This window comes from Pseudomonas jilinensis, from assembly GCF_003586265.1.
Classification (GTDB): domain Bacteria; phylum Pseudomonadota; class Gammaproteobacteria; order Pseudomonadales; family Pseudomonadaceae; genus Halopseudomonas; species Halopseudomonas phragmitis.
Window position 1 is genome coordinate 274,762 of sequence record NZ_QJSA01000004.1, and the last position, 23,881, is coordinate 298,642.

The following is a 23,881-nucleotide window of genomic DNA, read 5'->3' on the forward strand; positions in this document are numbered from 1 at the left end:
TGGGGATGCAGCGGGCTTGCAGCGGGAGCGGATGCTCCCGCCTCCCGGGGGGGAAGCCTCAAGGGCTTGCAGCAGCGCCTACGCCTTACCCCACCTTCCTGAACGTCAGGTTATACCGCAGTGCCCCGGTCAACGGGTGCGCTGCGCGTTGGCCCAGCGGCGCAACGCCGTGAAAGAACAGCCGGCTCGGACCACCCCAGACCACCACATCACCATGCTCCAGCAGCCAGCTTGCCGGCTTGTTGCCACGCTGCGGGCCGCCAAACAAAAAGCGGATAGGCGCGCCAAGCGACACCGATACAATCGGCGCGGAAAAATCCGCCTCATCTCGGTCCTGATGCAGCGCCATGTGTGCGCCGGTGACATAGCGGTTGATCAGGCAGGCCTCGGGTTCAAAGTCCGGATAGCCACAGCTCGCTGCGGCGTTGACTGCCAGTGCGCGGAAAGACTCGGGCATGGCTGGCCAGCGAGCGCCGCTGAGTGGGTCTGTTTCACTATAGCGATAGCCCAGACGATCGCTGGTCCAGCCATATCGCCCGCAATTGCTCATAGCCGCCGACATGCGTTGCCCGCCGGGAGTCAGCAGGTGACGGAAGGGCGCTTGCGCGCTGATCTCGGCGATGGTTGCAAGCAGATCCTCTGCCTGGACAAGGGCAAAACCTTTGAGCAGCCAGGCACCATCAGCCAGGCAGTGGCGATCTTCGGTGTTGGGCGGAAAGTCCAGTGAGCCTTGCATGGGTATTCAGGTGTTGAGGGCTGAGAGGTTAGGCTAGCACTGTCGGGCATGGCTCGGCCATGCCCTGGGGATTGCGCGTCCGCTTGCGGTCGATGTGGCTGTGAGCTGGCTTTGTGTCGCGCCCGAACGCGGACCGGGGCGCGACACTCCCAGGCGATTGCCTGATGGGCCGTGTATGACCTGGGGAGCGTCGTCGGAGTGCCGCCCAGCGCCCGCGCGATGCTGAAACTGGCAGCACCTCGGTGCTTAAAGCGTCAGCCCGCTCAGGAAGTCAGTCAACAGACCCTAGACCTTCATCCCCGGCAGGTTCAGCGAGGCGGTGTTGCCACCGTCTACCGCCAGGGCCTGGCCGGTGATGTAGCTGGCATCGTCGCTGGCGAGGAAGGCGATGGTCGCGGCGATTTCCTCCGGGCGACCATAGCGGCGCAGCTCGCAGCGCGCACCCAGCTTGGCTTCCTTGTTGTTGGCGCGGGCATAGTCGAACACCGGGGCAGTCATGCCGGTTTCGATCAGGCCCGGACACACAGCGTTGACGCGGATATTGTGTGCACCCAGATCACAGGCGCTGGTCATAGTGAAGTTGATCACCCCGGCTTTGGAGGCGCTGTAGGCGTTGCCGCCGGCACCGGAGCGAATTCCGGCCACTGAGGCGGTGTTGACGATGGCGCCCTGGCCCTGCTTTTCCATCTGCCGTGAGGCGTACTTGGTGAACAGCATCACGCCGTAGAGGTTGACGCTGATGATCTTTTGCCAGGTTTCCAGGCTCTGATCCTGGGCGGTACTGTAGTCACCACCGGCGATGCCGGCGTTGTTGCACAGTACATCCAGACGGCCAAAGTGGGTGATGGTGTCAGCGACGCACTGCTCGACGGCCGCTTCATCGGCTACGTCCAGAGCGCGCTGCAACACTTCGGTGCCGGCTGGCAGTTGCTCTACAGTCTGCTGCAGGCCTTCTTCGTTGCGATCCACCAGCATCAGCCGGGCGCCTTCGGCGGCCAGGCGTTTGGCGGTGGCGCGGCCAATGCCACTGCCGGCACCGGTAATCAGGGCAATTCGGTTTTCGAAACGTTGCATGTGGCGCTCCTTGAAAGGGGTCAGTGGTCAATGCTCGGGTCGTCGGCAGGGACGGCAGCGGTATCGTCGTCACGCGGCTCAATACCGAGCCTGCGCGCCAGAGCATCGCTGTCGATCTGCCAACTGGCGATATCGCGTTCAAACCGCAGCGGCGAAATGCTGATGCGCCCGGCGCGCAGGGCGCCGACGTCGGTATCCAGGCCGATGATACGTTCAGTCTGGCGCTGGAAACCGAGCCAAAAGTAGGGCACATCGCGGGTATCGCGGCGGCTTTCGATATTGATGCCGCCAATGCTGCCGGCGCGGGCGCGGCAGATGGCTACGCCGGTGACCTCAGCCGGGGCGCGGGCCGGGAAGTTGATGTTCATAGCGCAGTCGGTCGGCCAGCCGCTTTCGAGCAATTGCCTGACCACGCCGGGGCCATACTGGCGGGCGGTTTCCCAGTGGGTGTCACTGCCTTTATGGTAGGCCTGCGACAGGGCAATGGCAGGGATGTTCAGCAGGGTGGCAGTCAGGGCGCCGCCGATCGTGCCGGAATAGGCCACCGAGTCACTGATGTTGGCGCCGTTGTTGACGCCGGATAGCACCAGATCCGGTGGTTCTGGCATTAGCTCGCTGACCCCGAGCATCACGCAGTCGCTGGGAGTGCCGCTGACACTGAAGCGCCGTTCGCCAAAGTGATGCACGCGCAGTGGTTGGTGTAGCGAGATCGACATGGAGACACCACTCTGGTCGAGGTCCGGTGAAACGATCCAGACTTCCTCGGCGATTTCATGAGCGATATCTTCCAGCACCTTGAGGCCGGGTTCACGCCAACCGTCGTCATTGGTCAGCAGTACTCGCTTGATTGGTTTACTCATACAACCCTCAACAGTGTTCAGCCCTTCTGGGCGATTTCCCAGCCGATATCAGCCAGCAGACTGGCGCGCTTGCCGACTTCCAGTGCATCGGCGTTGCTGGCATTGCCTTGCAGGGCGCGGTGATAGACACCCTGGACAATAGCTGCCAAACGAAACAGCGAGAAGGCCAGGAAGAAGTTCCAGTCCGGCACGTTGCTGCGGCCAGTAAACTCGCAGTACCAGTCCAGTACCTGCTGCTCCTCGGGTACATTGTGGGCTTTGAGATCCAGACCCTTGAGCCCGCGCATGCCTTCAAGCGCCGCCGACTGGTGATAGGGCAGGCAACAATAGGCCAGATCAGACAGCGGATGCCCGAGGGTTGCCAGCTCCCAGTCGAGAATCGCCACCACCTGCGGTTCGCTCGGATGCAGAATCAGGTTGCCGATGCGGAAGTCGCCATGGGCGATGGTGGTGAAGTCATCCTTGGGTGCATGCTCGGGCAGCCAGGCCATCAGTGCATCCATCGACGGCATGTCGCCAGTACGGCTGGCTTCGAACTGACCGCCCCAACGTTTGATCTGGCGCGCCACGTAGCCTTCGGGCTTGCCGTAGCCTTCAAGGCCCACCGCGCGCCAGTCGACATTGTGCAGCTTGGCCATAGTCTCGATCATCGAGCGGTGGATTGGCAGCCGTTGCTCAATGGCGACTTTCTCCAGCAACGGGTGCGAATACACCCGACCCTCGACGTGATCCATGATGTAGAAATTGGTGCCGATCACCTCGGGGTCTTCGCACAGCAGTCGGGCCTTGGGTACCGGGACGCCAGTTTCACCCAGAGCGTTGATCACCTGATATTCGCGCTCGACCATGTGTGCCGAGGGCAGCAGCTTGCCCGGCGGCTTCTTGCGCAGCACGTAGCGCTTCTCACCAATCTGCAACTGGAAGGTCGGGTTGGACTGGCCACCCTGGAACTGCTTGATACCGATGCCTTTTTCCACGTCGGGCAGACGGCCCTTGAGGTAAGCAGCCAGCTTGGCTTCATCGAAGCGATGGGCGGGCAGTACGTCGATCAGGGTGGCTTCGCTCATGTAGAAGGTCCCATTTTCTTGGAGGTTGTTAGGGAATCTCTGGGTATGCTTTCTGTGTCATTGCGAGGGCTGCAGGCCCGTGGCAATCCATGCGTGGGACTGTGGATTGTCACGTTGGCGGATGGCCGCCCCTGCTCCTCGCAATGACGGGGTTTCAGATGTCCCTCAGGCGATGGTATCACCACCATCGGCGACAATGGTCTGGCCGGTGACGTAAGCACCAGCCGCCGAGGCCAGAAACAATGCCACCCCGGCGATATCAACCGGTTCGCCAACCCGGCGCAGCGGCAGCTTTTCCTCGACCTTGCGCAACCGGTCGGGATCTTCCAGCAGCGCCTGGGCGAAGTCGGTTCGGATCAGGCCGGGAGCAATGCTGTTGACCCGAATACCCTTGGGACCCCATTCCAGCGACAGGTTGCGCGCCAGCCCGGCTTCAGCGGCCTTGGACATGCCATACACACCGATATTGGCACTGGCCCGCAGGCCGGCGATGCTCGACAGCAATACGATGGAACCGCCGCCTTGTTCGGCCATGTGCGGGATGACCATATTGCACAGCCAGAAAGTACCCTTGACGTTGGTGCCCATGATCTTGTCAAAGGCCTCGTCGCTGACTTGGTGGGTCGGGCCATAGACCGGGTTGGTCGCGGCGTTGCAGACCAGGATGTCGATTTTGCCGAAGGCTTGCAGGGTCTTGTCGACCAGGTTCTGCAACTGCGCCTTGTCGCCGACATGACAGGCCACCGGCAGGGCGTCGAAACCCTGAGCCTGAAGCTCGCCGGCGACCTGTTCACAGGCATCGGCCTTGCGGCTGGAAATGACTACTTTGGCGCCGGCCTTGGCATATTCCTCGGCAATCGCCTTGCCAATGCCCTTGGTCGAGCCGGTGATGATGGCGACCTTGCCGGTCAGGTCAAACAGTTTACTCATGCTGCTCTCCTATGGATTGCCACGTCGCTGCGCGACTCGCAATGACGAGGGGGTGGATGGGCCTTGTCGACTCCACCACACCACCGTCATCGCGAGGGCCGTAGGCCCGTGGCGATCCAGTTGTTTTACAGATACTGCCCCATTTCCAGCTTGGCGATGGTGCCCAGGTGTACTTCGTCCGGGCCGTCGGCCAGGCGCAGGGTACGGGCCTTGGCGTAGGCGGAGGCGAGGAAGCTGTCCTGGCAAACGCCCTTGGCGCCGTGTACCTGAATGGCACGGTCAATCACGTTGCAGGCCATAGTCGGTGCGACGGCTTTGATCATGGCGATCTGCTGGCGGGCGACCTTGTTGCCGTACAGGTCCATGCTGCGAGCAGCGTGCAGGGTCAGCAGGCGGGCCTGGTCGATTTCGCAACGTGATTTGGCGATGGCTTCGGCGGTGCTGCCGTGCTTGTACAGCGGCTTGCCGAAGGCAACGCGCTCGGCGGCGCGGCGGCACATGGCTTCCAGTGCGCGCTCGGCAATACCGATGCTGCGCATGCAGTGGTGAATACGGCCTGGCCCGAGGCGACCCTGGGCAATCTCAAAGCCGCGGCCTTCGCCGAGCAGCATGTTGGAAGCCGGAACGCGGACGTTGTCGTAAATGATTTCGGCATGGCCGTGTGGCGCATGGTCGTAACCGAATACATGCAGGTCACGCACAATGGTCACGCCGGGGCTGTCGAGCGGCACCAGAATCATGCTCTGTTGCAGGTGCTTGGGCGCGTTCGGGTCGGTCTTGCCCATGACGATGGCGATCTTGCAGTGTTCATTCAGAGCGCCGGAGGACCACCACTTGGTGCCGTTGATCACATACTCGTCGCCTTCACGGCGAATTTCGCACTGGATATTGGTGGCGTCGGAGGAGGCGACATCGGGTTCGGTCATGGAGAAGCAGGAACGGATTTCACCAGCCAGCAGAGGCTTGAGCCACTGTTCTTTCTGCGCCTCGTTACCGTAGCGCTCGATGGTTTCCATGTTGCCGGTGTCCGGCGCGCTGCAGTTGAAGACTTCACCGGCGAAGGACACGCGACCCATGATTTCACACAGGTGGGCGTATTCTTCATTATTCAGTCCGGCGCCACGCTCGGAGTGCGGCAGGAACAGGTTCCACAAACCCTGGCTGCGGGCTTTCCTTTTCAGTTCTTCAAGGATCGGCGGGTGGCCCCACTTGTTCAGTTTGACCTGCTCGTAGAACAGAGCTTCGTTAGGGTAAATGTGCTCATCCATAAAGGCGTTGAGCTGGTCCTTGAGTTCCTGCACGCGGGGGCTGAGTTCGAACATGGTGGTTCCTTGCTGGAGTTGGTTGAGCCGGGCGGCCAGCCGGGGCTGACCGATGAACTGACCATACAGTCATCCTCCGGGGCGGAGAACCAAGTCCCGGCGGTGGAATGCATGCTCATAAACAGATGTAATGGTAGTGAGGTACTACTATAGGCGTCAGCGAGATTCGCGCCTGCGCTCAACGCCAGCGTGCCAGATCCTCGGGGTCGTCAAGATCCCACAATGTAGGCCCGAGCCACAGGCTCAGGTTGGCCTCTTGCAGGCGCTGGCGGGTGTCAGCCAGAACCTGGGCGTGACTCCAGCTCATGTCTCGAAAGGGCGCTGGGTGTGGTTGACGCTGGCCGATCAGCACATAGCCGCCGTCGTCACTGGGCAGGATGACGCAATCATGAGTTTGCAGAGCCTCGGCTGCGGCCAATAGATGGGCATTGGTCAGCACTGGGCAGTCGCTGCCAACCAACAGGGCGCCTTGGGGGTGTTCACTGAAAGCTTGAGCCATGCGCTGACCCAGATCCCCGGTAGCTTGGGGGCGAAGTTGCAGATGCTGCTCACGTGCCAGTGCCGCGAACAGCGGATCATCAGTGTCTGGCGCGCAATACAGAACGCGTGGGCCAGGCCAGTCGCGGGTTTGCTCAAGCGTGAGCACCAGCAGGCGACGGTATAGCGCGCAAGCGCCCTTGGCTCCGAGCGCGGGTATCAGCCGGGTCTTGACCTGACCGGGTACCGGCGCCTTGGCGAAGATCAGCAGCGGCAGGGGCGGTGTATCCGAGGGGCGGGGCATGGTTCTGGTTCCTGGCAAGCTATCGGCCGTTGTGCCTGGACGGTTGCCGATACAGTTGTGCCAACCTTTCAGGCGCCACTCCCAGCCAGTACAGCAGTCGCAACCGCCACATCAGCAGTATGGTGGACAGCGTGCCGTGTTGTTGCCAGCGTCGGCTGGATGTTGTCAGTGGTGTGCTGATACACAGGGGCGGGCTGCGGCGGCGCAGACGTTTGCTCAGCTCAATATCCTCCATCAGCGGAATCTCGGCGTAGCCGCCCAATTGCTCAAACAGAGTGCGGTGCACAAAAATCGCCTGATCCCCGGTACACACGCCGGTCAGGCGCGAGCGTCGGTTCATCATCCAGGCGACCAGACGCAGTAGCGGTGACGAGGGCTGCAGGCGCACATCGAACCGGCCCCAGGTGCGGTTGGCCGTGTTCGCTTCAGCATCCAATGGCAGCAATTGCATAAAACCTTCTGGTAATCGGGTATCGGCATGCAGAAACAGCAGCCACTCGCCTCTGGCCAGCAATGCCCCGGCATTCATCTGTCGTGCACGTCCCGTCTCGGTGACGATAACCTGATCGGCCAGCGGTTCTGCCAGCACCCGGGTGGCATCATTGCTGTTGCCATCGACGACGATGATTTCCAGTTCGCCGCGCAGCTCCTGCAGGGGCAGCAGGGCTTGAACGATGCCTGCGGCCTCGTCGCGCACGGGCATGATAACCGACAGCCTCACCGACGCCTCCAGGCGTGATAGTGTGTCAAGCAGGCCAGTAGCCTTTGTGGTGCGTGGTTTCTCTTCCACTGGCCTGCAACGTATTTGTTGGCCTCAGCCAGTGTCGGGTAGCTGTGGACAGTACCGAGAATCTTGCTCAGGCCGATGTTGTGCTTCATCGCCAGCACGAACTCGGCGAGCAACTCGCCAGCATGCTGACCGATGATGGTAACCCCCAATATCCGGTCCTTGCCCGGTGCCGTGAGTACTTTGACGAAACCCTCGGCCGCTTCGTCGGCAATGGCCCGGTCCAGGTCATCAAGGCCGTAGCGGGTAACTTCACAGGCAATCCCTTGGGCCTGAGCTTCAGTTTCGGACAGCCCGACCCGCGCCACTTCCGGGTCGGTGAAGGTACAGTGTGGCAGCACCCGGTAATCGACCTTGAAGCGCCTGAAACTGCCGAACAGGGCGTTTACTGCGGCATACCAGGCCTGATGTGCCGCAGCGTGGGTGAACTGGTAGGGGCCGGTGACATCGCCTACTGCATAGATGTTGGGAAAACGGGTGGCCAGATACTCGTTGGTTTCCAGAGTGCCGTCGGCGCGACGAGCCAGTTTCAGCGTTTCGGCACCATAGCCTGCGGTATTGGCCGTGCGTCCCAGTGCTACCAAGACGCAGTCAAAAGCAATCTGCAGGGCCTGGTCGTCATCCAGTGAGCGGGCCAACAGGGTCGGCTGGCCGTTCATGTGTTCGAAACGCTCGGCCTGACAATGCAGATGCAAGGTCACACCTTCTTGCTGCAGGCTACTGATTACCAGCGCGCTGACATCCGGATCTTCGCGAGGCAGCAGGCGCGGGTTACGGCCAACCAGAGTGACTTGACTGCCCAGACGCTGGAAGGCCTGAGCCAGTTCGCAACCTATCGGACCTCCGCCCAGAACCAGCAGGCGCCTGGGCTGCTGGCGTAACTCCCATACTGAGTCAGAGGTAACCATCGGCATTGCATCAAGGCCCGGCAGGTCGGGTACCAAAGGCTTGGCCCCAGCGGCGATGATGATGTTGCGGGTGCTTATACTGCGACCGTTGACCTCGACAGTCCAAGGTGAGCTGATACGGGCTGAACCTTTGATCACTTCGACGCCGAGATCGGTGTAACGCTCAGTCGAGTCATGAGGTTCGATCTGGCCTATGACCCGTTGCACCCGCGCCATCACTGCCGCGAAATCGACCGTGGCACTTGCCGCGCTGAAACCGAGCTGGTGAGCCTTGTTGACTTCGGCGATCAACCGGGCCGAACGAATCAATGCCTTGGATGGTACGCAACCGGTATTCAGGCAGTCGCCGCCCATGGCGTGTTTTTCGATCAGGCTGACATCAGCCTTGACCGCAGCGGCGATGTAGGCGCTCACCAGTCCTGCGCTACCGGCACCGATAACCACCAGGTTGCGCTCGAAACGCCTGGGTCTTGGCCAGCCACGGTATACCCGACGGGCCTTGAGCAGGGCGAGCGAGCGGCGTGCCAGCAGTGGGAACAACCCAAGCAGCACAAAGGCACCAATCAGGCCCGGGGACAGAATGCCAGCCAGAGACTCAAGCTGGCCCAGCTCGCGGCCAGCATTCACATAGACTACTGTTCCGGGCAGCATCCCCACCTGGCTGACCCACCAGTAGGTCCGTACCGGCAGCTTGGTAAGCCCCATCGCCAGATTGATCAGAAAGAACGGAAAGGCCGGTACCAGGCGCAGGGCAAACAGATAAAAGGCACCTTCCTGGGCAATGCCACGGTCCAGGGCTTCCAAGCGCTGATTCAGTCTGGCCTTGACCCAGTCGCGTAGCAGAAACCGGCTGATCAGCATGGCCAATGTGGCGCCCAGGGTCGAGGCAAAGGACACCAGCAGGGTGCCCCACCACAGGCCGAACAGCGCACCGGCTATCAGGGTCATCAGCGCCGCGCCGGGCAAGGATAGGGCGGTAACCAGCACATAAATTGCGAAGAACAGGCCGCCAGCCAGCCATGGATGGGCATTGACGCCACCCTGGAGCGCGCTCTGGTAGGTTTTGAGGTTATCCAGCGTTAACAGTTGAGCAGCATCCGACGCGAAAAACCCTATGACCAGGGTGATGACCAACAGGCCCAGCAGCAGTCTTGCGATCTTCATGCCAGAGCACCGCCACAACTGGAACCCTGTCCAGCGGTACAGGCGAAGCAGTGGTCGCGGGTGACGATCGGATTGTTGTCCAGTGTGTCGGTGAGCAGATCACGCAGATGGCTGCGATCACGAGCCAGTAGACGCATGGGCAGATCAAGCATCTGATTGAAATCGCAGTCGTAGAGATAGCCCTGCCAGTCAACACTGACGGTGTTGCGGCACATGAGGCTGGCCAGGTTGGTGGCGCTAAAGTTGTCGCGCAGCAGTTGCATGTAATCGTTGAACTGCCCCTTGCTGACCAGCGTGCTGCCAAACCGGGCAATTGGCTGGTTGGTAATGGTGTGCAGATGGTTGAAGACAATGCCGAAGTCTTCCAGCAGGTGTTGTTTGTAGTCGGCCTCCAGCGCGGCCTGTGGTGGGGGTAAATAGGGGCCGAGCGGGTTATAGACCAGATTCAGTTCCAGCCCGCTACCGGGCTGGCCATAGCCAAGCCGGTTAAGCTGCTTCAGGCCCTGAATGCTACGTTCGAACACACCATCGCCGCGCTGGCGGTCGACATTGTCGCGGGAATAGCACGGCAGTGAGGCGGAAATGCGTACTGCCTGGCTTGCCAGAAATTCCGACAAATCCTCATAGCCAGGCTCGTTGAGAATGGTCAGATTGCAGCGGTCGATCACCTCCAGACCCTGTGCCCGGGCATGCTGGACAATTTGACGAAAGCGCGGATGCATTTCCGGGGCGCCGCCTGTCAGGTCCAGAGTGGCTACCGGATGGCGGTCGATCACGGCGTATAACACTTCAACCAGCTCGTCACTCATGGCTTCGGTGCGGGTAGGGCCGGCATTGACATGGCAGTGCAGGCAACGCTGGTTGCAGCGGTAGGTCAGATTGACCTGCAGGATCTCCAGATGCCCGCGTCGAATCGCAGGGAAGCTGAGTTGGTCTAATAACGCAAGCATGTTATGCACGAGCCTTGTCCTATGTTTGTCAGTCTGGGCTGGCTTCTTGGAGTCAGTGCAAACCTTGATGTTACACCCTGCTAAAAATCCTCAATGACGTTAATGTATCCAACTGTTAGGGTAGTTAAGGAATTCATCAACATGGAAACGCACATGCTGAAAATGCTGGCAGGTGCCGTCGTTTTGGCGATGGCCGGATGGGTAACGGCGCAGGAGACGGTTGCGCCACCTCAATTGTCACTGGAACACCAGGAGGCACTGCGCCAGGCGGTTGGCAGCAACAACCGCTCAATCACCAATATCATGCGTGATGCTCACCGTAATCCCGAGCAGACGCTGAATTTCTTCGCCGTCCAGCCTGATCACACTGTGGTTGAAATCTGGCCGGGGGCTGGCTGGTACACCGAGATACTGGCGCCGCTTTTACGTGAGGATGGCAAACTGATTGCCGCGCATTTCGACCCGGAAAGCGAGGTGGCGTTTTTCCGCCGTTCGCGCAGCGAATTCGAAGACAAACTAAGCAGACGCCCGCGCGCGTATGATCGGGTCGAGCTGACGGTGCTCGACTACGACCCGCCGCGACCGATTGCCGAGCCGGAAAGCGCCGACCGGGTGCTGACCTTCCGCAATGTGCATAACTGGCTGGCGGCCGGCATGGATGAAACCCGCACGGTCTTCGCCAAGTTTCATGCCGCGCTCAAGCCCGGCGGCATGCTGGGCGTGGTCGAGCATCGGGCCCGCCCCGGCACCAGCCTTGAAGACATGGTCAAGAGCGGGTACGTCAGCGAAGATCTGGTGATCGAGTTGGCCGAGGAGGCCGGTTTTACCCTGGTATCACGCAGCCCGGTCAATCAGAACCCGCAGGATAGCACCGACCACCCTGAGGGCGTCTGGACCTTGCCGCCCACTCTGCGCCTGGGCAACGAGAACCGCGCACACTACCTGGCTATCGGCGAAAGCGACCGTATGACCTTGTTGTTCGTCAAATAGTCACCCGCGAATCTCCCCAGGCCACATGCGGCATATTGGGTAGGAGCGGCCCGCGGCCGCGAAGGGTTGCCGGTGATTGCAAGGCCCATTCGCGCTCGCAGAGCGCTCCTACCAGACCCTAATCCTTCTGCGTAACTTTACGCCGGAATGCGGTGGGGCTCATGTCGGTCCAGCGCCGGAATGCCCGGGTAAAACTGCTGGGGTCGAGAAAGCCCAGTTCATAGGCAATGCTGGTCAGCGACAGCTGGCCTTCGCTGATCATTCGTACCGCTGCCTCTTTGCGCACCTCATCCACCAACTGTTCGTAGGAGGTGTCTTCCTGACTCAGTTTACGCCGCAAATGGCGCGGGCTGATGTTCATAGGTACGGCTACCCGTTCGGCCGACACATCGCCGGAGCCGAGTAATAGCTGAATACGGCGCTTTACCTGCTCCACCAGATCGCTGCTGGGTAGATTGGCCAGCAGGTCCTGCATCGCTTCGGTCAGGCGCGGCAACAAAAAAGGGTCGGCACTGGCCAGCGGTTTGTCGAGCAGGTCGCGGCTGATGATCAGGCTGTAATGTTCAGCACTCACAGCCTCCGGGCCATCCAGCAGGCGGGCACAGGCAACCAGTTCGCTATCCGGACGAATCAGATTGACGCGAGTCACCAGCCCCTGGTTATCCAGGTCCAGTTGGGTCAGTAGCCGAGCGAGGTAGCCGAGAATGGCTTCAATATGCTGGGCATGTGGCGTGCCTTGTGGTTGAAGGCGAATTTCGGTTTCAGCGTCCAGCAGGCGCATCTCCAGCTTTACCTGGGTGCTGACAATCGGAAAGAAGCGGGTCAGGTTGTTGATTGCTGCGCCGATATTACTGCTGGCCTGGGCTGTCAGGGCCAGAGCATTAAGCGGGGTAGGGCAGAACAGGCGATTGATGCGCAGCCCGAGCAGGTCATCTTCTGCCAGTCTGGAAGCTTCGGACCAGACCAATGAGCAAGAGGCTTGTTCGATGAAGTGGCTGCGTTCCTGGCTGTCACTGAACAGATTCTGGACGATACCGGAATGTTTGAGGGTCCGCTCGTAGTGGTGCAGAGCCTGCTCGATGACCGGCAGCCAGAAGGCACGTTCACGAATCCTTGCGGTTTTGGACGCCTTTTGGTTATTGAGCATCGCGGGTGTCGGTCCTTGTAATTATGAGTGACAAAAAAACTCTTTGTCTCGCTGCGCAGACTATCGACGCGGCCAGGGGGCGTCAATTACCTGAAATGGGATTCCGCATTGCGAAATGTTACACGGTGCTGAATACCCCGTAGGGCTTGTAATTGGCATCATGGCATTTATGCCAAGACCGAGGACGCATGGGCGCTGGGGAGAGATCGCCTTTCTCTGCTTCCATAGCTGCTACCCAGGCCAATAATAGCGTTTTGACGCGAGTTAGGCTAATTCATGGAAGAATAGAGCGAGCTGTCCGCAGGGTTGCAAAGTGAACCCATGGTCATTAGTGGACTAGGCGTTTTTGTCTTTGATTCACTTTGTGAATGGCCGTTTTGGTCAAGTAAATTGGCCTTCAGGGGCAAGTCTGAATTGCGCTGCTCATGACAGACTGCCATGGTCCTGAAGGTATCGGATGATACAACAGGTTCAAGTTACCCAAACGGAGCAGCACAATGACAAAAACAAAACAAGCCTGGCAGCTCGCTGCCTTGCCCCTGGCTATTGGACTGGTCAGCTTTGTCGGTTCGGCAAACGCAGCAAACTTCACCATCGGTGAGCTGGAAGGGCAGTTCGACTCTCAACTGTCGGTTGGTGCCAGCGTGTCCACTGCTGGTCGTGACTCTCGCCTGTATTTTGGTAATCCGGCCAACACCGACTTCGGTCAGGGTCAAGCTACCGCGCGGACTTCCGATGACGGCCGTCTGAACTACAAGAAAGGCGACGTTTTCTCCAAGATTTTCAAAGGCTCCCATGACCTTGAGCTGCGCTACGGCAACTCGGGCGCCTTCTTCCGTGGCAACTACTGGTACGATTTTGAAACCAAAGACGGCAGCCAGCGTTTCTACGATATCAGCGATTCCGGTCGTCACCCGCTGCAGAAGGGTTCAGGCGTACAACTGCTGGATGCCTTCTTCTACCATAACTACTTCATTGGCGATAACCCGGGTAACTTCCGTGTTGGCCGCCAGGTAGTAAGCTGGGGTGAAGGTCTGTTCATCCAGAACGGTATCAACTCGATCAATCCGATCGATGCATCCGCTTTCCGTCGCCCAGGCGCGGAAATCAAGGAAGGTCTGCTGCCGGTCGAAATGCTCTACTTGTCGCAGGGTTTGACCGAAAACCTCAGCATGGAGGCCTTCTACCAGATCAAGTGGCATGAAACCGTTGCTGACAACTGTGGCACCTTCTTCTCTACTACCGACGTTGCCGCCCGAGGCTGTAATGATCGCCTTGTGTTCAATGGACCGGATTTGCCGCATGGCCAGCAACCCGATTTGACCTTTATTTCTCGGGCGAAGAAAGACCAAAAAGCCCGTGATGATGGCCAGTTTGGTGTTGCCCTTCGCTGGTTTGTTCCAGCGTTGAACAATACTGAGTTTGGCTTCTTTGCCATGAACTATCACAGCCGCAACCCGTTCTACTCGAACGTTCGTGGTGACTTCGCTGTGAATGGTGCGACAGCTCAAGCCCTGGCTGCAGCAGCTCAGGCTGCCGCAGCCAATGGTGACTTGGCACTTGCTCAGCAGTTGTCTCAGCAGGCGCAGGCTGCCGCAGCTGCAGCCCAGGCAGGTATCGTGCCCGGCTACGACGGCAGTCTGGGTGCGGCGGGTTACTTCTTTGAGTATCCTGAAGATATCCGCCTTTATGGTGTCAGCTTCGGCACTGATATCGCCGGCATGTCTGTTGCCGGTGAGCTGAGCTATCGCCCGAACATGCCGGTCCAGATCAATACTGGTGACCTGAGCCGGGCAGCGTTGAATCTTGGCTATGACAACAGTCATCGCGACTATTCCGCTTGGGATCCGGCTACCGGCGAAATTCGCGGTTACGAGCGTAAAGAGTTCTGGCAGGCTTCGTTAAGTGCCGTGCACTTCATCGATCGCGTGCTTGGGGCTAGCCGTCTGTCATTGGTTGGTGAAGTAGGCGCTAACTACATCAGCGGCATTAACAGCGGCAATGGCAAAACCAAGTTTGGCCGTGACTCGCTGTTTGGTCAGAGTCCGGATGCCAATGGAGCCTGTTCTTCCAACCAGGGGACCGCAGCTGCTGATCGCTCTCCCAAAGCTGCCAGCTGGTGTGAAAACAACGGCTTCTTCACCGACTTCTCCTGGGGCTACCGCATGCGCGCTTCCCTTGATTACAGCAACGTGTTCGCCGGTATCAACCTAAGCCCGAACGTTGCTTTCTCGCACGACGTTGAGGGTTACAGCCCCAACTTCAACGAGAACGCCAAGTCGGTCAGCATCGGTCTGAACGCCGATTACGCCAACAAGTACAACGCCAGCATCAGCTACACCAACTTCTTTGATGGCAAGTACAACACCCTGGTTGATCGCGACTTTGCCGCCATCAGCTTCGGCGTAAGTTTCTAAATCAGGACTCTGGAGACAAGAATAATGAAACTCAAGAAAGCCCTAATTGGTGCCGGTGGTCTGGCACTGAGCATGATTGCCTCTAGCGTCATGGCCCAAGGCCTCACTCAGGCTGAAATCGATTCGCTGGGTACCACTCTGACCCCGATCGGCGCCGAGCGTGCCGGTAATGCTGCGGGCACCATCCCGGAGTGGACTGGCGGTCTGCCGGTCAACGCCGGTGCTCAACTGGAGCGTGGCTTCCGTGAAAACCCCTACAAGGGTGAGCAGCCGCAGTTCGTGATCACTGCCCAGAACTACCAGCAGTATCGCGATAACCTGACCCCTGGTCAGGTAGCGATGTTCGAGCGCTACCCGGAAACCTTCCGCATGCCGGTCTATCAGACCCAGCGTAGCGTCAGCTTCCCGCAGGCGATCTACGATCAGGTCAAGGCCAACGCTGGTCAGGCTCGTCTGGTCAACGGTGGTGACGGCATCGAGAACTTCACCCATGGCACTTTCGCCTTCCCGATTCCCAAGGTCGGTGCTGAGGTGATCTGGAACCACATGACCCGCTATCGCAAGAACATCAAGCGTTTCTATGTTCAGGCGATGCCGCAGGTCAATGGCTCCTACACCCTGATCAAGTTCGAGGAAGAAGCCGCTTACCCGCAATACATGCCCGACGTGGACCTGGACAAGGCCGCCAACACCCTGCTGTTCTTCAAGCAGCGTGTTAACGCCCCGGCACGTCTGGCCGGTAACGTACTGCTGGTACACGACACTCTGGATCAGTTGAAAGAGCCGCGCATGGCCTGGGTATACAACGCTGGTCAGCGTCGTGTACGTCGCGCCCCGCAGGTCGCCTATGACGGCCCAGGTACCGCTTCGGACGGCATGCGTACTTCCGACAACTTCTCCATGTATAACGGTGCGCCGGATCGCTACAACTGGACGCTGGTGGGCAAGAAGGAAGTCTACATTCCCTACAACAGCTACCAGTTGCTGGATCCGAACCTGAAGTACTCGGACATCCTGCAGGCCGGTCACATCAATCCGGAGCATACCCGCTTCGAATTGCACCGGGTCTGGGAAGTGCAGGGTAACGTCAAAGACGGTCAGCGCCACATCTACGCTCAGCGTAACTTCTTCGTAGATGAGGACTCCTGGCTGATCACCCTGGCTGACCACTACGACGGTCGTGGCACCCTGTGGCGTGTAGGTGAAGGGCACGTTGCCCATGCCTACAACGAGCAACTGCCGGGCTATGCCGCTGAGACCCTGTACGACCTGCTGGCAGGCCGTTACATTGCTCTGGGCATGTACAACGAGGAGTCTTCGGCTCCTGTGTATGGCACCAGCCCGTCGATGAACGAATTTACCCCGGCCGCCCTGCGCGCCGCTGGTGTTCGCTAAATCGGCAAGCGCTCACCCGTTCGGGTGAGCTTGAGAAAGGGAGTCTATGACTCCCTTTCTTTTTGATCAAAAAATAAATGAACGTTCATTCCTTTGTGTGGTAGGCTGCTTTCCGACTCAGTAAGCTGGGTTCAGTGATCTTCACACACAAGGACAACAACAATGACAAGAACACGTGATCCGCGGTTGCTGGCCGCACTCCCGTTGGCGGTCGCCCTGGCCTTTGCTCCAGCAGCATTGGCAGGCAGCTTCACCTGGGGAGAGGTGGAGGGCCAGTTCGATAGCGATTTGTCCATCGGCGCAAGCTGGGCAATGTCGAATCCCGATAAAAACTTCATTCACCCCGACAACGGCGGCCGGGCATCAGCGCGGACCACGGACGACGGGCGGCTGAATTTCAAGAAAGGCGATGCCTTTTCAAAGATTTTCAAGGGCAGTCATGATCTGGAACTGCGCTATGCCAATTCTGGGGCATTCCTGCGTGGCAAGTACTGGTACGACTTTGAAACCAAGGATGGCAGCCAGCGCTTCTACGATATCAGCGACCGTGGTCGTGACCGCCTGCAAAAAGGCTCCGGCATCGAGCTGATGGACGCTTTCTTCTACCATAACTACTCTATCGGCAATAACCCGGGCAATATCCGGCTCGGGCGTCAGGTAGTGAGTTGGGGCGAGAGTCTGTTTATCGGCAACTCGATCAACAGCATCAACCCGATCGACGTGTCGGCCTTTCGTCGGCCAGGCGCAGAGGTCAAGGAAGGTCTGATCCCGGTTGAAATGATCTACCTGTCCCAGGGGTTGACCCAGAGCCTGACCGCCGAACTGTTCTACCAGCTCAAGTGGGCGCCCAGTGTGGTAGACAATTGCGGTACCTTCTTCTCCGCCAGCGACACCCTGGCCAAGGGCTGTAATGACCGTTTGACCATTGTCCAGGACCTGCCGCACCGTGACCCGGCGCTGGTCAATGGCGGGCCGGCCGGGCTGGCCATGTACAACGTGCGCTATCGCAAGGATCGGGAAGCGCGTGATGATGGCCAGTTCGGGGTGGCGTTGCGCTGGTTTGTGCCGCAACTGAACGATACCGAGTTCGGCTTCTACGCCATGAACTACCATAGTCGGGCGCCGGCGTTCTCCACGGTCAAGGGTTATGCGACCCTGCTGCCAGGTGTGTCGGGCATTGATGGTGCGCGAGGTGCCGGCGGTTACTTCCTTGAGTATCCGGAAGACATCCGTCTGTATGGTGTCAGCTTCCAGACCAGCATCGGCGGCGCTACGGTAGCGGGTGAACTGAGCTATCGGCCCAATTACAACCTGCAGATCAATACTTCCGACCTGAGTCTGACAGCCTTGCCTGGCGCCTTCCTGGGGGGCTTTGACTATGGCTCGTTCAGCCCGGTTTATAACGGCCAGAATGTAGGGCTGCAGCCCGAGGACGAAATTACCGGTTACCGGCGCAAGGAGCTCTGGCAGGCGCAGGTCTCGGTGATCCAGTTTATCGACCGGGTCTTGGGCGCCAGCCGCCTCAGCCTGGCAGGTGAGGTCGGTTACAACTACATCGGCGCGCTGGAAAGCGGCAAGAACGGCACTACCCGTTATGGCCGTGACCCACTGTTCGGGCAAAGTCCGATCACTCCGGTGGTGGGCGGCTTGTGTCTGGCGCATACCGGCGACAATGCCCAGCGCTGGTGCGAAAGTGACGGCTACGTAACTCGCAGCTCCTGGGGTTACCGAGTGCGCGCGGCGCTGGATTACAGCAACGTGTTTGCCGGTATCAACCTGTCGCCCAGCCTGGCCTGGTCCCACGATGTCAAAGGCTATGGTCCCAACTTCATTGAGGATGCCAAATCGGCCAGCCTTGGCCTGAATGCCGACTACGCCAACAAGTATTACGCCAGCCTCAGCTACACCTCATTCTTCGACGGCAAGTACAACACCCTCAAGGACCGTGACTTCATGGCCCTGAGCTTTGGAATGAGCTTCTGATGGCAGCCACTGGAGAATATTCGATGCACAAACAACACACCCTGCTGGCAGCCGGGGGACTGGTCTTGAGCCTGTTGGCTACCAGTGTCATGGCGCAAAGCGTTAGCCCGGCGGAAATCGCCCAACTGGGCAGTAACCTGACACCTGTCGGTGCTGAGCGTGCCGGCAATGCCGCTGGTACCATTCCCGAATGGACAGGTGGTTTGGGGCCGGATTCTGGTCAGACCGTCGGCGATAACTTCCAGACCAACCCGTTCGCGGGCGAGCAGCCGCAATTCGTGATCACGGCCCAGAATTATCAGCAGTATCGCGACAATCTGAGCCCTGGCCAGATCGCCATGTTTGAGCGCTACCCGGAAACCTTCCGCATGCCGGTCTACCAATCGCACCGGAGCGTGGGTTACCCGCAGGAAGTCTACGATCAGGTCAGAGCTACTGCCGGCCAGGCGCGGCTGGTCAACAACGGTGACGGGATTGAGAACTTCACTCACGGCTCATTTGCCTTCCCGATCCCCAAATCCGGTGCCGAGGTAATCTGGAATCACAACACCCGCTATCGCCTGAACGTCAAACGTTGGTACATGCAAGCCATGCCGCAGACCAACGGCTCCTACACCCTGATCAAGATGGAGGAGGAGGTTGGCTATCCGCAGTACATGCCGGATGTCGACGAGGCCAGCGTGCCCAATACCTTGCTCTACTTCAAACAGCGGGTGAACGCCCCGGCGCGTCTGGCCGGTAACGTCCTGCTGGTGCACGACAGCCTGGATCAGTTGAAAGAGCCGCGCATGGCCTGGGTATACAACGCTGGCCAGCGTCGTGTACGCCGCGCCCCGCAGGTGGCTTATGACGGCCCGGGTACTGCTTCGGACGGCATGCGCACTTCCGACAACTTCTCCATGTATAACGGTGCTCCGGATCGCTACAACTGGACGCTGGTGGGCAAGAAGGAAGTCTACATTCCCTACAACAGCTACAAGATGGCCCAGCGTGACGTGAAGTACGCAGATGTGCTCAAGGCAGGTCACATAAACCCGGAGCACACCCGTTTCGAGTTGCACCGGGTTTGGGAAGTACAGGGCAACGTCAAACAGGGCCAGCGCCACATCTACGCTCAGCGTAACTTCTTCGTGGATGAGGATTCCTGGATGATCACCCTGGCTGACCACTACGATGGCCGTGGCACGCTGTGGCGTGTTGGTGAGGGGCACATTGCCTTCAACTACAGGGTCAAGCTGCCGGGTTACACCATCGAAACCCTGTATGACCTGCTGGCCGGTCGTTACATCGCGCTGGGTATGTATACCGAAGAGGTGTCTGCACCGCAGTTCGACTTTGTTCCGACCTATAACCAGTTCACCCCGGCGGCGCTCAGAGCATCCGGCGTGCGCTAATTGTCTGGGAGCGGATGATCGCGGTTGCGATCGTTTGGGTTTGGGGGCGCCTGGCGCCCCCTTTTTTGTATAAAGCTATTCGTACTGTTGCTGTCAGGCCTTCTTGAGCCCTTGATCCCTGAATGCTGTCGGACTCATACCGGTCCAGCGGCGGAAGGCGCGGGTGAAACTGCTGGGATCGAGAAAACCCAGCTCAAACGCAATGCGGCCCAGGTTCAGCTTGCCATCCTGAATCAGGCGAATGGCCAGCTCCATGCGCACCTCGTCCAGCAGCTTCTCATAGGTGGTGTGGGTTTCACTCAGCTTGCGCCGCAGATGCCGCGGGCTCATGTTGAACGGCGTGGCCACCAGCTCTTCAGATATCTCGCGCTCGGCAACCAGCACCCGAATTCTCTGTTTTACCTGCTCGGCAAAGTCGACATTCGGCAGATCACCCAGCATATCTTCCAGCGAAGCATCCAGCCGCTTGCTCAGGAACGCATCGGCTGTTTCCAGTGGCACCCGCATCAGTTGCTGGTTCAGGCGCACGGCAATGCGTTTTGCTCCAAGCCGGACTCGCCCGTTAAGCGCATCCTCCACCCGCTGGCGGGTTTTTTCATGATCGCCGACCAGCCGGGTTTCCAGCACCAGAGAAGAGGGGCCCTGATCCAATGCTTTCCAGATCTTTGAGCATTGCCCCACCAGTGCTTCCAGATGCAGGGGGTGCGGAGAGCCCTTGGGCTCGAAGTAGATGGTCAAATATTGATCGTCTTCAACCGAGTAGAGCTGTACCTGGGTGCTGAAAACGGAAATGTACTTGATGATCCGGCGGACCCCGGTGCCTATGGTCTCGCTTGAGGTAGCGGCCAGACCCAGAACCTTGAGGGTATTTGAGCAGAAGGTCTTGCCCAGTTTGAGTCCAAAGCACTCATCACCGGACAGCACCGCTGCCGAATGCCATAAACGATTCATGTCGGTCTGACTGATCTGGGCCAGACTGTGATCTTCAGGTGAGCAATGATGACGCAGATCTGCCGGCAGATCCTTCGCTGATTTGCCGTATTGCTCCAATGTCTTGCTGATAGCCTTTGCCCAGAATGCCCGCTCCTGCAACCGTTGGCAGGGCAGGGGATGCAAAACCTGATTCATGCCTGAGACTCTCTTGTTTTTATTGTGGAGATTGGCAGTCTCTTGCTGCCTTCATGGACTCCACGATAGTGCAATCCAGTTGATTATGCAAAAGGATGCAACAGATTATTCCGCGCTGTGGATGATGCCTATTCAGCGTGTGAATGTCCCTGTAGGCCAAAATATTCGTCCTAATCGGTCAAAACAACTCCGCGCGCCGTGACAGACTAAATCCCGATGCCAGACGCCTCCCAGAGGTCTGGCGTCCATGATTCACTCTAACGGAGCAGCACAATGACAAAAAAAATGCATGCTTGGTCGCTCGCGGCATTGCCCCTGGCAATTGGATTGGCCAGCTTCAGCGGCTCAGCGAACGCCGCCAATTTCAACATCGGCCCGATTGACGCCCAATTCGACTCCACCCTGTCGGTTGGTGCCAGTATGTCCACCCAAAATGCGGACAAACGTTTCATTGGGGTCGCCAATGGTGGTCAGGCTGCGGCACGGACCTCGGATGATGGTCGTCAGAACTACAAGTCTGGTGACTGGTTCTCCAAGATCTTCCGCGGCGTTCATGACCTGGAAATGAAGTACGAGAACTCTGGCGCATTTTTCCGCGGCAAGTACTGGTACGACTTCGAGACCAAAGACGGCAGTCAGCGTTTCTACGATATCAGTGATCGGGGGCGTCCGCCGCTGGTCAAAGGATCAGGTGTTGCGCTGCTGGATGCATTTTTCTATCACAACTATTTTATCGGCAATAACCCAGGCAACATTCGTATCGGCCGTCAGGTCGTAAGCTGGGGTGAAAGTACCTTCATCGGCAACTCGATCAACTCGATCAACCCGATCGACGTAGCCGCTTTTCGTCGCCCTGGCGCGGAAATCAAAGAAGGCTTGATGCCGGTTGAAATGCTCTATCTCTCCCAGGGCCTGACCGACAGCCTGAGCCTGGAAGCCTTCTACCAGCTCAAGTGGCATGCTTCGGCAATCGATAACTGCGGTACTTTCTTCGGTGCTGATACCCTGGCAACTGGCTGTCTTGACCGCCTGGTTGTTGCAGGTCAAGACTTCCCGCAGGGCCAGCAGCCTCCGGGAACCTATATCGTCCGCGCGAAAAAAGACCGTGACGCTTCCGATAGCGGCCAATTCGGTGTTGCCCTGCGTTGGTTCGTACCGGCTCTGAATGATACCGAGTTCGGGTTCTTTGCCATGAACTATCACAGCCGTGCGCCGTACTACTCCAACATTGCAGGTTTGCCGCCGGGAGTAGGCAACCCGATTCTGGGTCTTGATGGTGTCAATGGTCCGGCTGGTTACTTCTTTGAGTACCCGGAAGATATCCGTCTGTACGGCGTCAGCTTCCAGACCAACGTTGGCGGCACTGCGCTCAGCGGTGAGTTGAGCTATCGCCCGAACATGCCGCTGCAGCTCAATACTGGGGATATGAGCCGTACCGCACTGGTTAACCCGGCAACCGGCCAAGACAACACTCACCGCGGCCTGCAGGTTGGGATTGGTGATGAAATCAGCGGCTATGAGCGTCAAGAGGTTTATCAGGCGCAAATCACCGCAATTCACTTCATTGAGCGCGTCATGGGTGCCAGCCGCCTGTCACTCGTGGGTGAAGTGGGCGTCAACTACATCGCAGGTATCGGTGATCTCAAGTTCGGTCGTGACTCACTGTTCGGCCAAAGCCCGTTCGTGGAAGGTGACGGCGGTGCTGGTGTACTGCCTGCCGGCCAGTGCTCTTCATTCCAGGGAACTCCGGTTGGTGGTTCGCCAAAGGCTGCAAGCTGGTGTGAGAACGATGGCTTCATGACTCGCTGGTCGTCCGGCTACCGTCTGCGTGCTGCGCTGGATTACAGCAACGTGTTCGCCGGTATCAACCTGAGCCCGAGCATCAGCTGGTCGCATGATATCGATGGCTATGGCCCGAACTTCTCGGAAAACGCCAAGGCCGTCAGCCTGGGTCTGAACGCCGATTACGCCAACAAATACAATGCCAGTATCAGCTATACCAACTTCTTTGATGGTAAGTACAACACCAACGTTGATCGCGACTTCCTCGCCCTCAGCTTTGGCGTAAGCTTCTGATAACTGGCCACTGGAGACCATAATATGCGTAAACAAACAACTCTTCTGGGTGCCGGTGGATTGGCTCTGAGCCTGTTGGCAACCAGCGTCATGGCGCAGGGCGTCACTTCTGCGGAAATTGCCCAGTTGGGCAATACCCTGACGCCGGTTGGCGCCGAGCGTGCCGGCAATGCTGCAGGCACCATTCCCGAGTGGACTGGTGGTCTGGGTCCGGATGCCGGTCAGGCTCTGGCTGACAACTTCCAGACCAACCCGTTCGCGGGTGAACAGCCGGAATTCGTGATTACTGCTCAGAACTATCAGCAGTATCGCGACAATCTGAGCCCCGGCCAGATCGCCATGTTCGAGCGCTATCCGGAAACTTTCCGCATGCCGATCTACAAGTCGCAGCGGACCGTAGGCTATCCGCAGTACGTCTATGATCAGGTCAAGGCAACTGCTGGTCAGGCGCGTCTGGTCAACAACGGTGATGGGATCGAAAACTTCAGTCATGGCGTGTTTGCTTTCCCGATTCCCAAGGCTGGCGCCGAGGTAATCTGGAACCACAACACCCGTTACCGGGTAAACATCAAGCGCTGGTACATGCAGGCAATGCCGCAGACCAACGGTTCCTACACCTTGATCAAGCTGGAAGAAGAAGTCGGTTATCCGCAGTACATGCCGGATGTTGACGAGTCGGCCATGCCCAACACCCTGCTGTTCTTCAAGCAGCGTGTAAACGCCCCGGCGCGTCTGGCTGGTAACGTACTGCTGGTACACGACACCCTGGATC

At 58.7% G+C, this 23,881-nt stretch carries 19 protein-coding genes; 7 read left to right on the forward strand and 12 right to left on the reverse strand.

All coding sequences use genetic code 11. The features are described from left to right. Positions 1-85: 85 nt before the first annotated feature. From alkB to arsS, 10 genes are all read right to left on the reverse strand, one after another. A complete protein-coding gene (gene alkB / locus C2846_RS06410) occupies positions 86-736 on the reverse strand; it encodes a DNA oxidative demethylase AlkB (protein WP_119700990.1) in 651 nt (216 codons plus the stop codon). 285 nt (positions 737-1,021) lie between these two features. After that, positions 1,022-1,810, reverse strand: a complete 789-nt coding sequence (locus C2846_RS06415; RefSeq protein ID WP_080050116.1) for an SDR family NAD(P)-dependent oxidoreductase — start codon at positions 1,808-1,810, stop codon at positions 1,022-1,024. A 20-nt stretch (positions 1,811-1,830) separates the two neighbouring features. Continuing rightward, a complete protein-coding gene (gene surE, locus C2846_RS06420) occupies positions 1,831-2,670 on the reverse strand; it encodes a 5'/3'-nucleotidase SurE (RefSeq protein ID WP_080050117.1) in 840 nt (279 codons plus the stop codon). A 17-nt stretch (positions 2,671-2,687) separates the two neighbouring features. Beyond that, a complete protein-coding gene (locus tag C2846_RS06425) occupies positions 2,688-3,737 on the reverse strand; it encodes a phosphotransferase (RefSeq protein WP_119700991.1) in 1,050 nt (349 codons plus the stop codon). A 165-nt stretch (positions 3,738-3,902) separates the two neighbouring features. After that, positions 3,903-4,667: an SDR family NAD(P)-dependent oxidoreductase gene (locus C2846_RS06430; RefSeq protein WP_119700992.1), complete on the reverse strand. Its 765-nt coding sequence runs from the start codon at positions 4,665-4,667 to the stop codon at positions 3,903-3,905. A gap of 125 nt (positions 4,668-4,792) precedes the next feature. Next, the gene (locus C2846_RS06435; protein WP_119700993.1) at positions 4,793-5,989 is read right to left on the reverse strand and encodes an acyl-CoA dehydrogenase family protein; all 1,197 of its coding nucleotides are present in this window, start codon (positions 5,987-5,989) and stop codon (positions 4,793-4,795) included. Positions 5,990-6,167: 178 nt separating this feature from the next. Continuing rightward, on the reverse strand, positions 6,168-6,770 hold the full coding sequence (locus C2846_RS06440) for a TIGR04282 family arsenosugar biosynthesis glycosyltransferase (protein ID WP_080050121.1): 603 nt from the start codon (positions 6,768-6,770) through the stop codon (positions 6,168-6,170). A gap of 19 nt (positions 6,771-6,789) precedes the next feature. Further along, positions 6,790-7,491 carry a TIGR04283 family arsenosugar biosynthesis glycosyltransferase gene (locus C2846_RS06445; RefSeq protein ID WP_338067857.1) on the reverse strand — a complete coding sequence of 234 codons (702 nt, stop codon included), beginning with the start codon at positions 7,489-7,491 and terminating at the stop codon, positions 6,790-6,792. After that, positions 7,488-9,629 (reverse strand): FAD-dependent oxidoreductase, encoded by a 2,142-nt coding sequence (locus C2846_RS06450; protein WP_080050123.1) that lies wholly within the window; start codon positions 9,627-9,629, stop codon positions 7,488-7,490. Before C2846_RS06450 ends, C2846_RS06445 begins: the two co-directional genes overlap by 4 nt. Continuing rightward, entirely contained in the window at positions 9,626-10,579 is a 954-nt protein-coding gene (gene arsS / locus C2846_RS06455; protein ID WP_240638152.1) for an arsenosugar biosynthesis radical SAM (seleno)protein ArsS, read from the reverse strand. Before arsS ends, C2846_RS06450 begins: the two co-directional genes overlap by 4 nt. Before the next feature lie 141 nt (positions 10,580-10,720). Between arsS and C2846_RS06460 the strand changes: the two genes are divergently transcribed. Continuing rightward, entirely contained in the window at positions 10,721-11,569 is an 849-nt protein-coding gene (locus tag C2846_RS06460) for a class I SAM-dependent methyltransferase (RefSeq protein ID WP_119700995.1), read from the forward strand. Between the two features lie 118 nt (positions 11,570-11,687). On the opposite strand, the gene C2846_RS06465 is transcribed toward C2846_RS06460, so the two are convergent. Beyond that, positions 11,688-12,716, reverse strand: a complete 1,029-nt coding sequence (locus C2846_RS06465; protein ID WP_119700996.1) for an AraC family transcriptional regulator — start codon at positions 12,714-12,716, stop codon at positions 11,688-11,690. A 497-nt stretch (positions 12,717-13,213) separates the two neighbouring features. Here C2846_RS06465 and C2846_RS06470 point away from each other — a divergent pair, with 497 nt between their 5' ends. The 4 genes from C2846_RS06470 (at position 13,214) to C2846_RS06485 (ending at position 19,905) form a co-directional block, all read left to right on the forward strand. After that, a complete protein-coding gene (locus C2846_RS06470; RefSeq protein ID WP_119700997.1) occupies positions 13,214-15,133 on the forward strand; it encodes a DUF1302 domain-containing protein in 1,920 nt (639 codons plus the stop codon). 24 nt (positions 15,134-15,157) lie between these two features. Further along, the gene (locus C2846_RS06475) at positions 15,158-16,528 is read left to right on the forward strand and encodes a DUF1329 domain-containing protein (RefSeq protein ID WP_080050128.1); all 1,371 of its coding nucleotides are present in this window, start codon (positions 15,158-15,160) and stop codon (positions 16,526-16,528) included. A 162-nt stretch (positions 16,529-16,690) separates the two neighbouring features. After that, entirely contained in the window at positions 16,691-18,511 is a 1,821-nt protein-coding gene (locus tag C2846_RS06480) for a DUF1302 domain-containing protein (RefSeq protein ID WP_119700998.1), read from the forward strand. A 23-nt stretch (positions 18,512-18,534) separates the two neighbouring features. Continuing rightward, positions 18,535-19,905: a DUF1329 domain-containing protein gene (locus C2846_RS06485; RefSeq protein WP_119701004.1), complete on the forward strand. Its 1,371-nt coding sequence runs from the start codon at positions 18,535-18,537 to the stop codon at positions 19,903-19,905. A gap of 93 nt (positions 19,906-19,998) precedes the next feature. Here the strand turns inward: C2846_RS06485 and C2846_RS06490 are convergent, their stop codons facing one another. Continuing rightward, positions 19,999-21,033 carry an AraC family transcriptional regulator gene (locus C2846_RS06490; protein ID WP_095626160.1) on the reverse strand — a complete coding sequence of 345 codons (1,035 nt, stop codon included), beginning with the start codon at positions 21,031-21,033 and terminating at the stop codon, positions 19,999-20,001. Between the two features lie 273 nt (positions 21,034-21,306). Between C2846_RS06490 and C2846_RS06495 the strand changes: the two genes are divergently transcribed. Next, positions 21,307-23,109: a DUF1302 domain-containing protein gene (locus C2846_RS06495; RefSeq protein WP_119700999.1), complete on the forward strand. Its 1,803-nt coding sequence runs from the start codon at positions 21,307-21,309 to the stop codon at positions 23,107-23,109. A 24-nt stretch (positions 23,110-23,133) separates the two neighbouring features. Then, positions 23,134-23,881, forward strand: a 748-nt coding sequence (locus tag C2846_RS06500) for a DUF1329 domain-containing protein (protein ID WP_131038206.1), incomplete at its 3' end; no start/stop codon positions are given.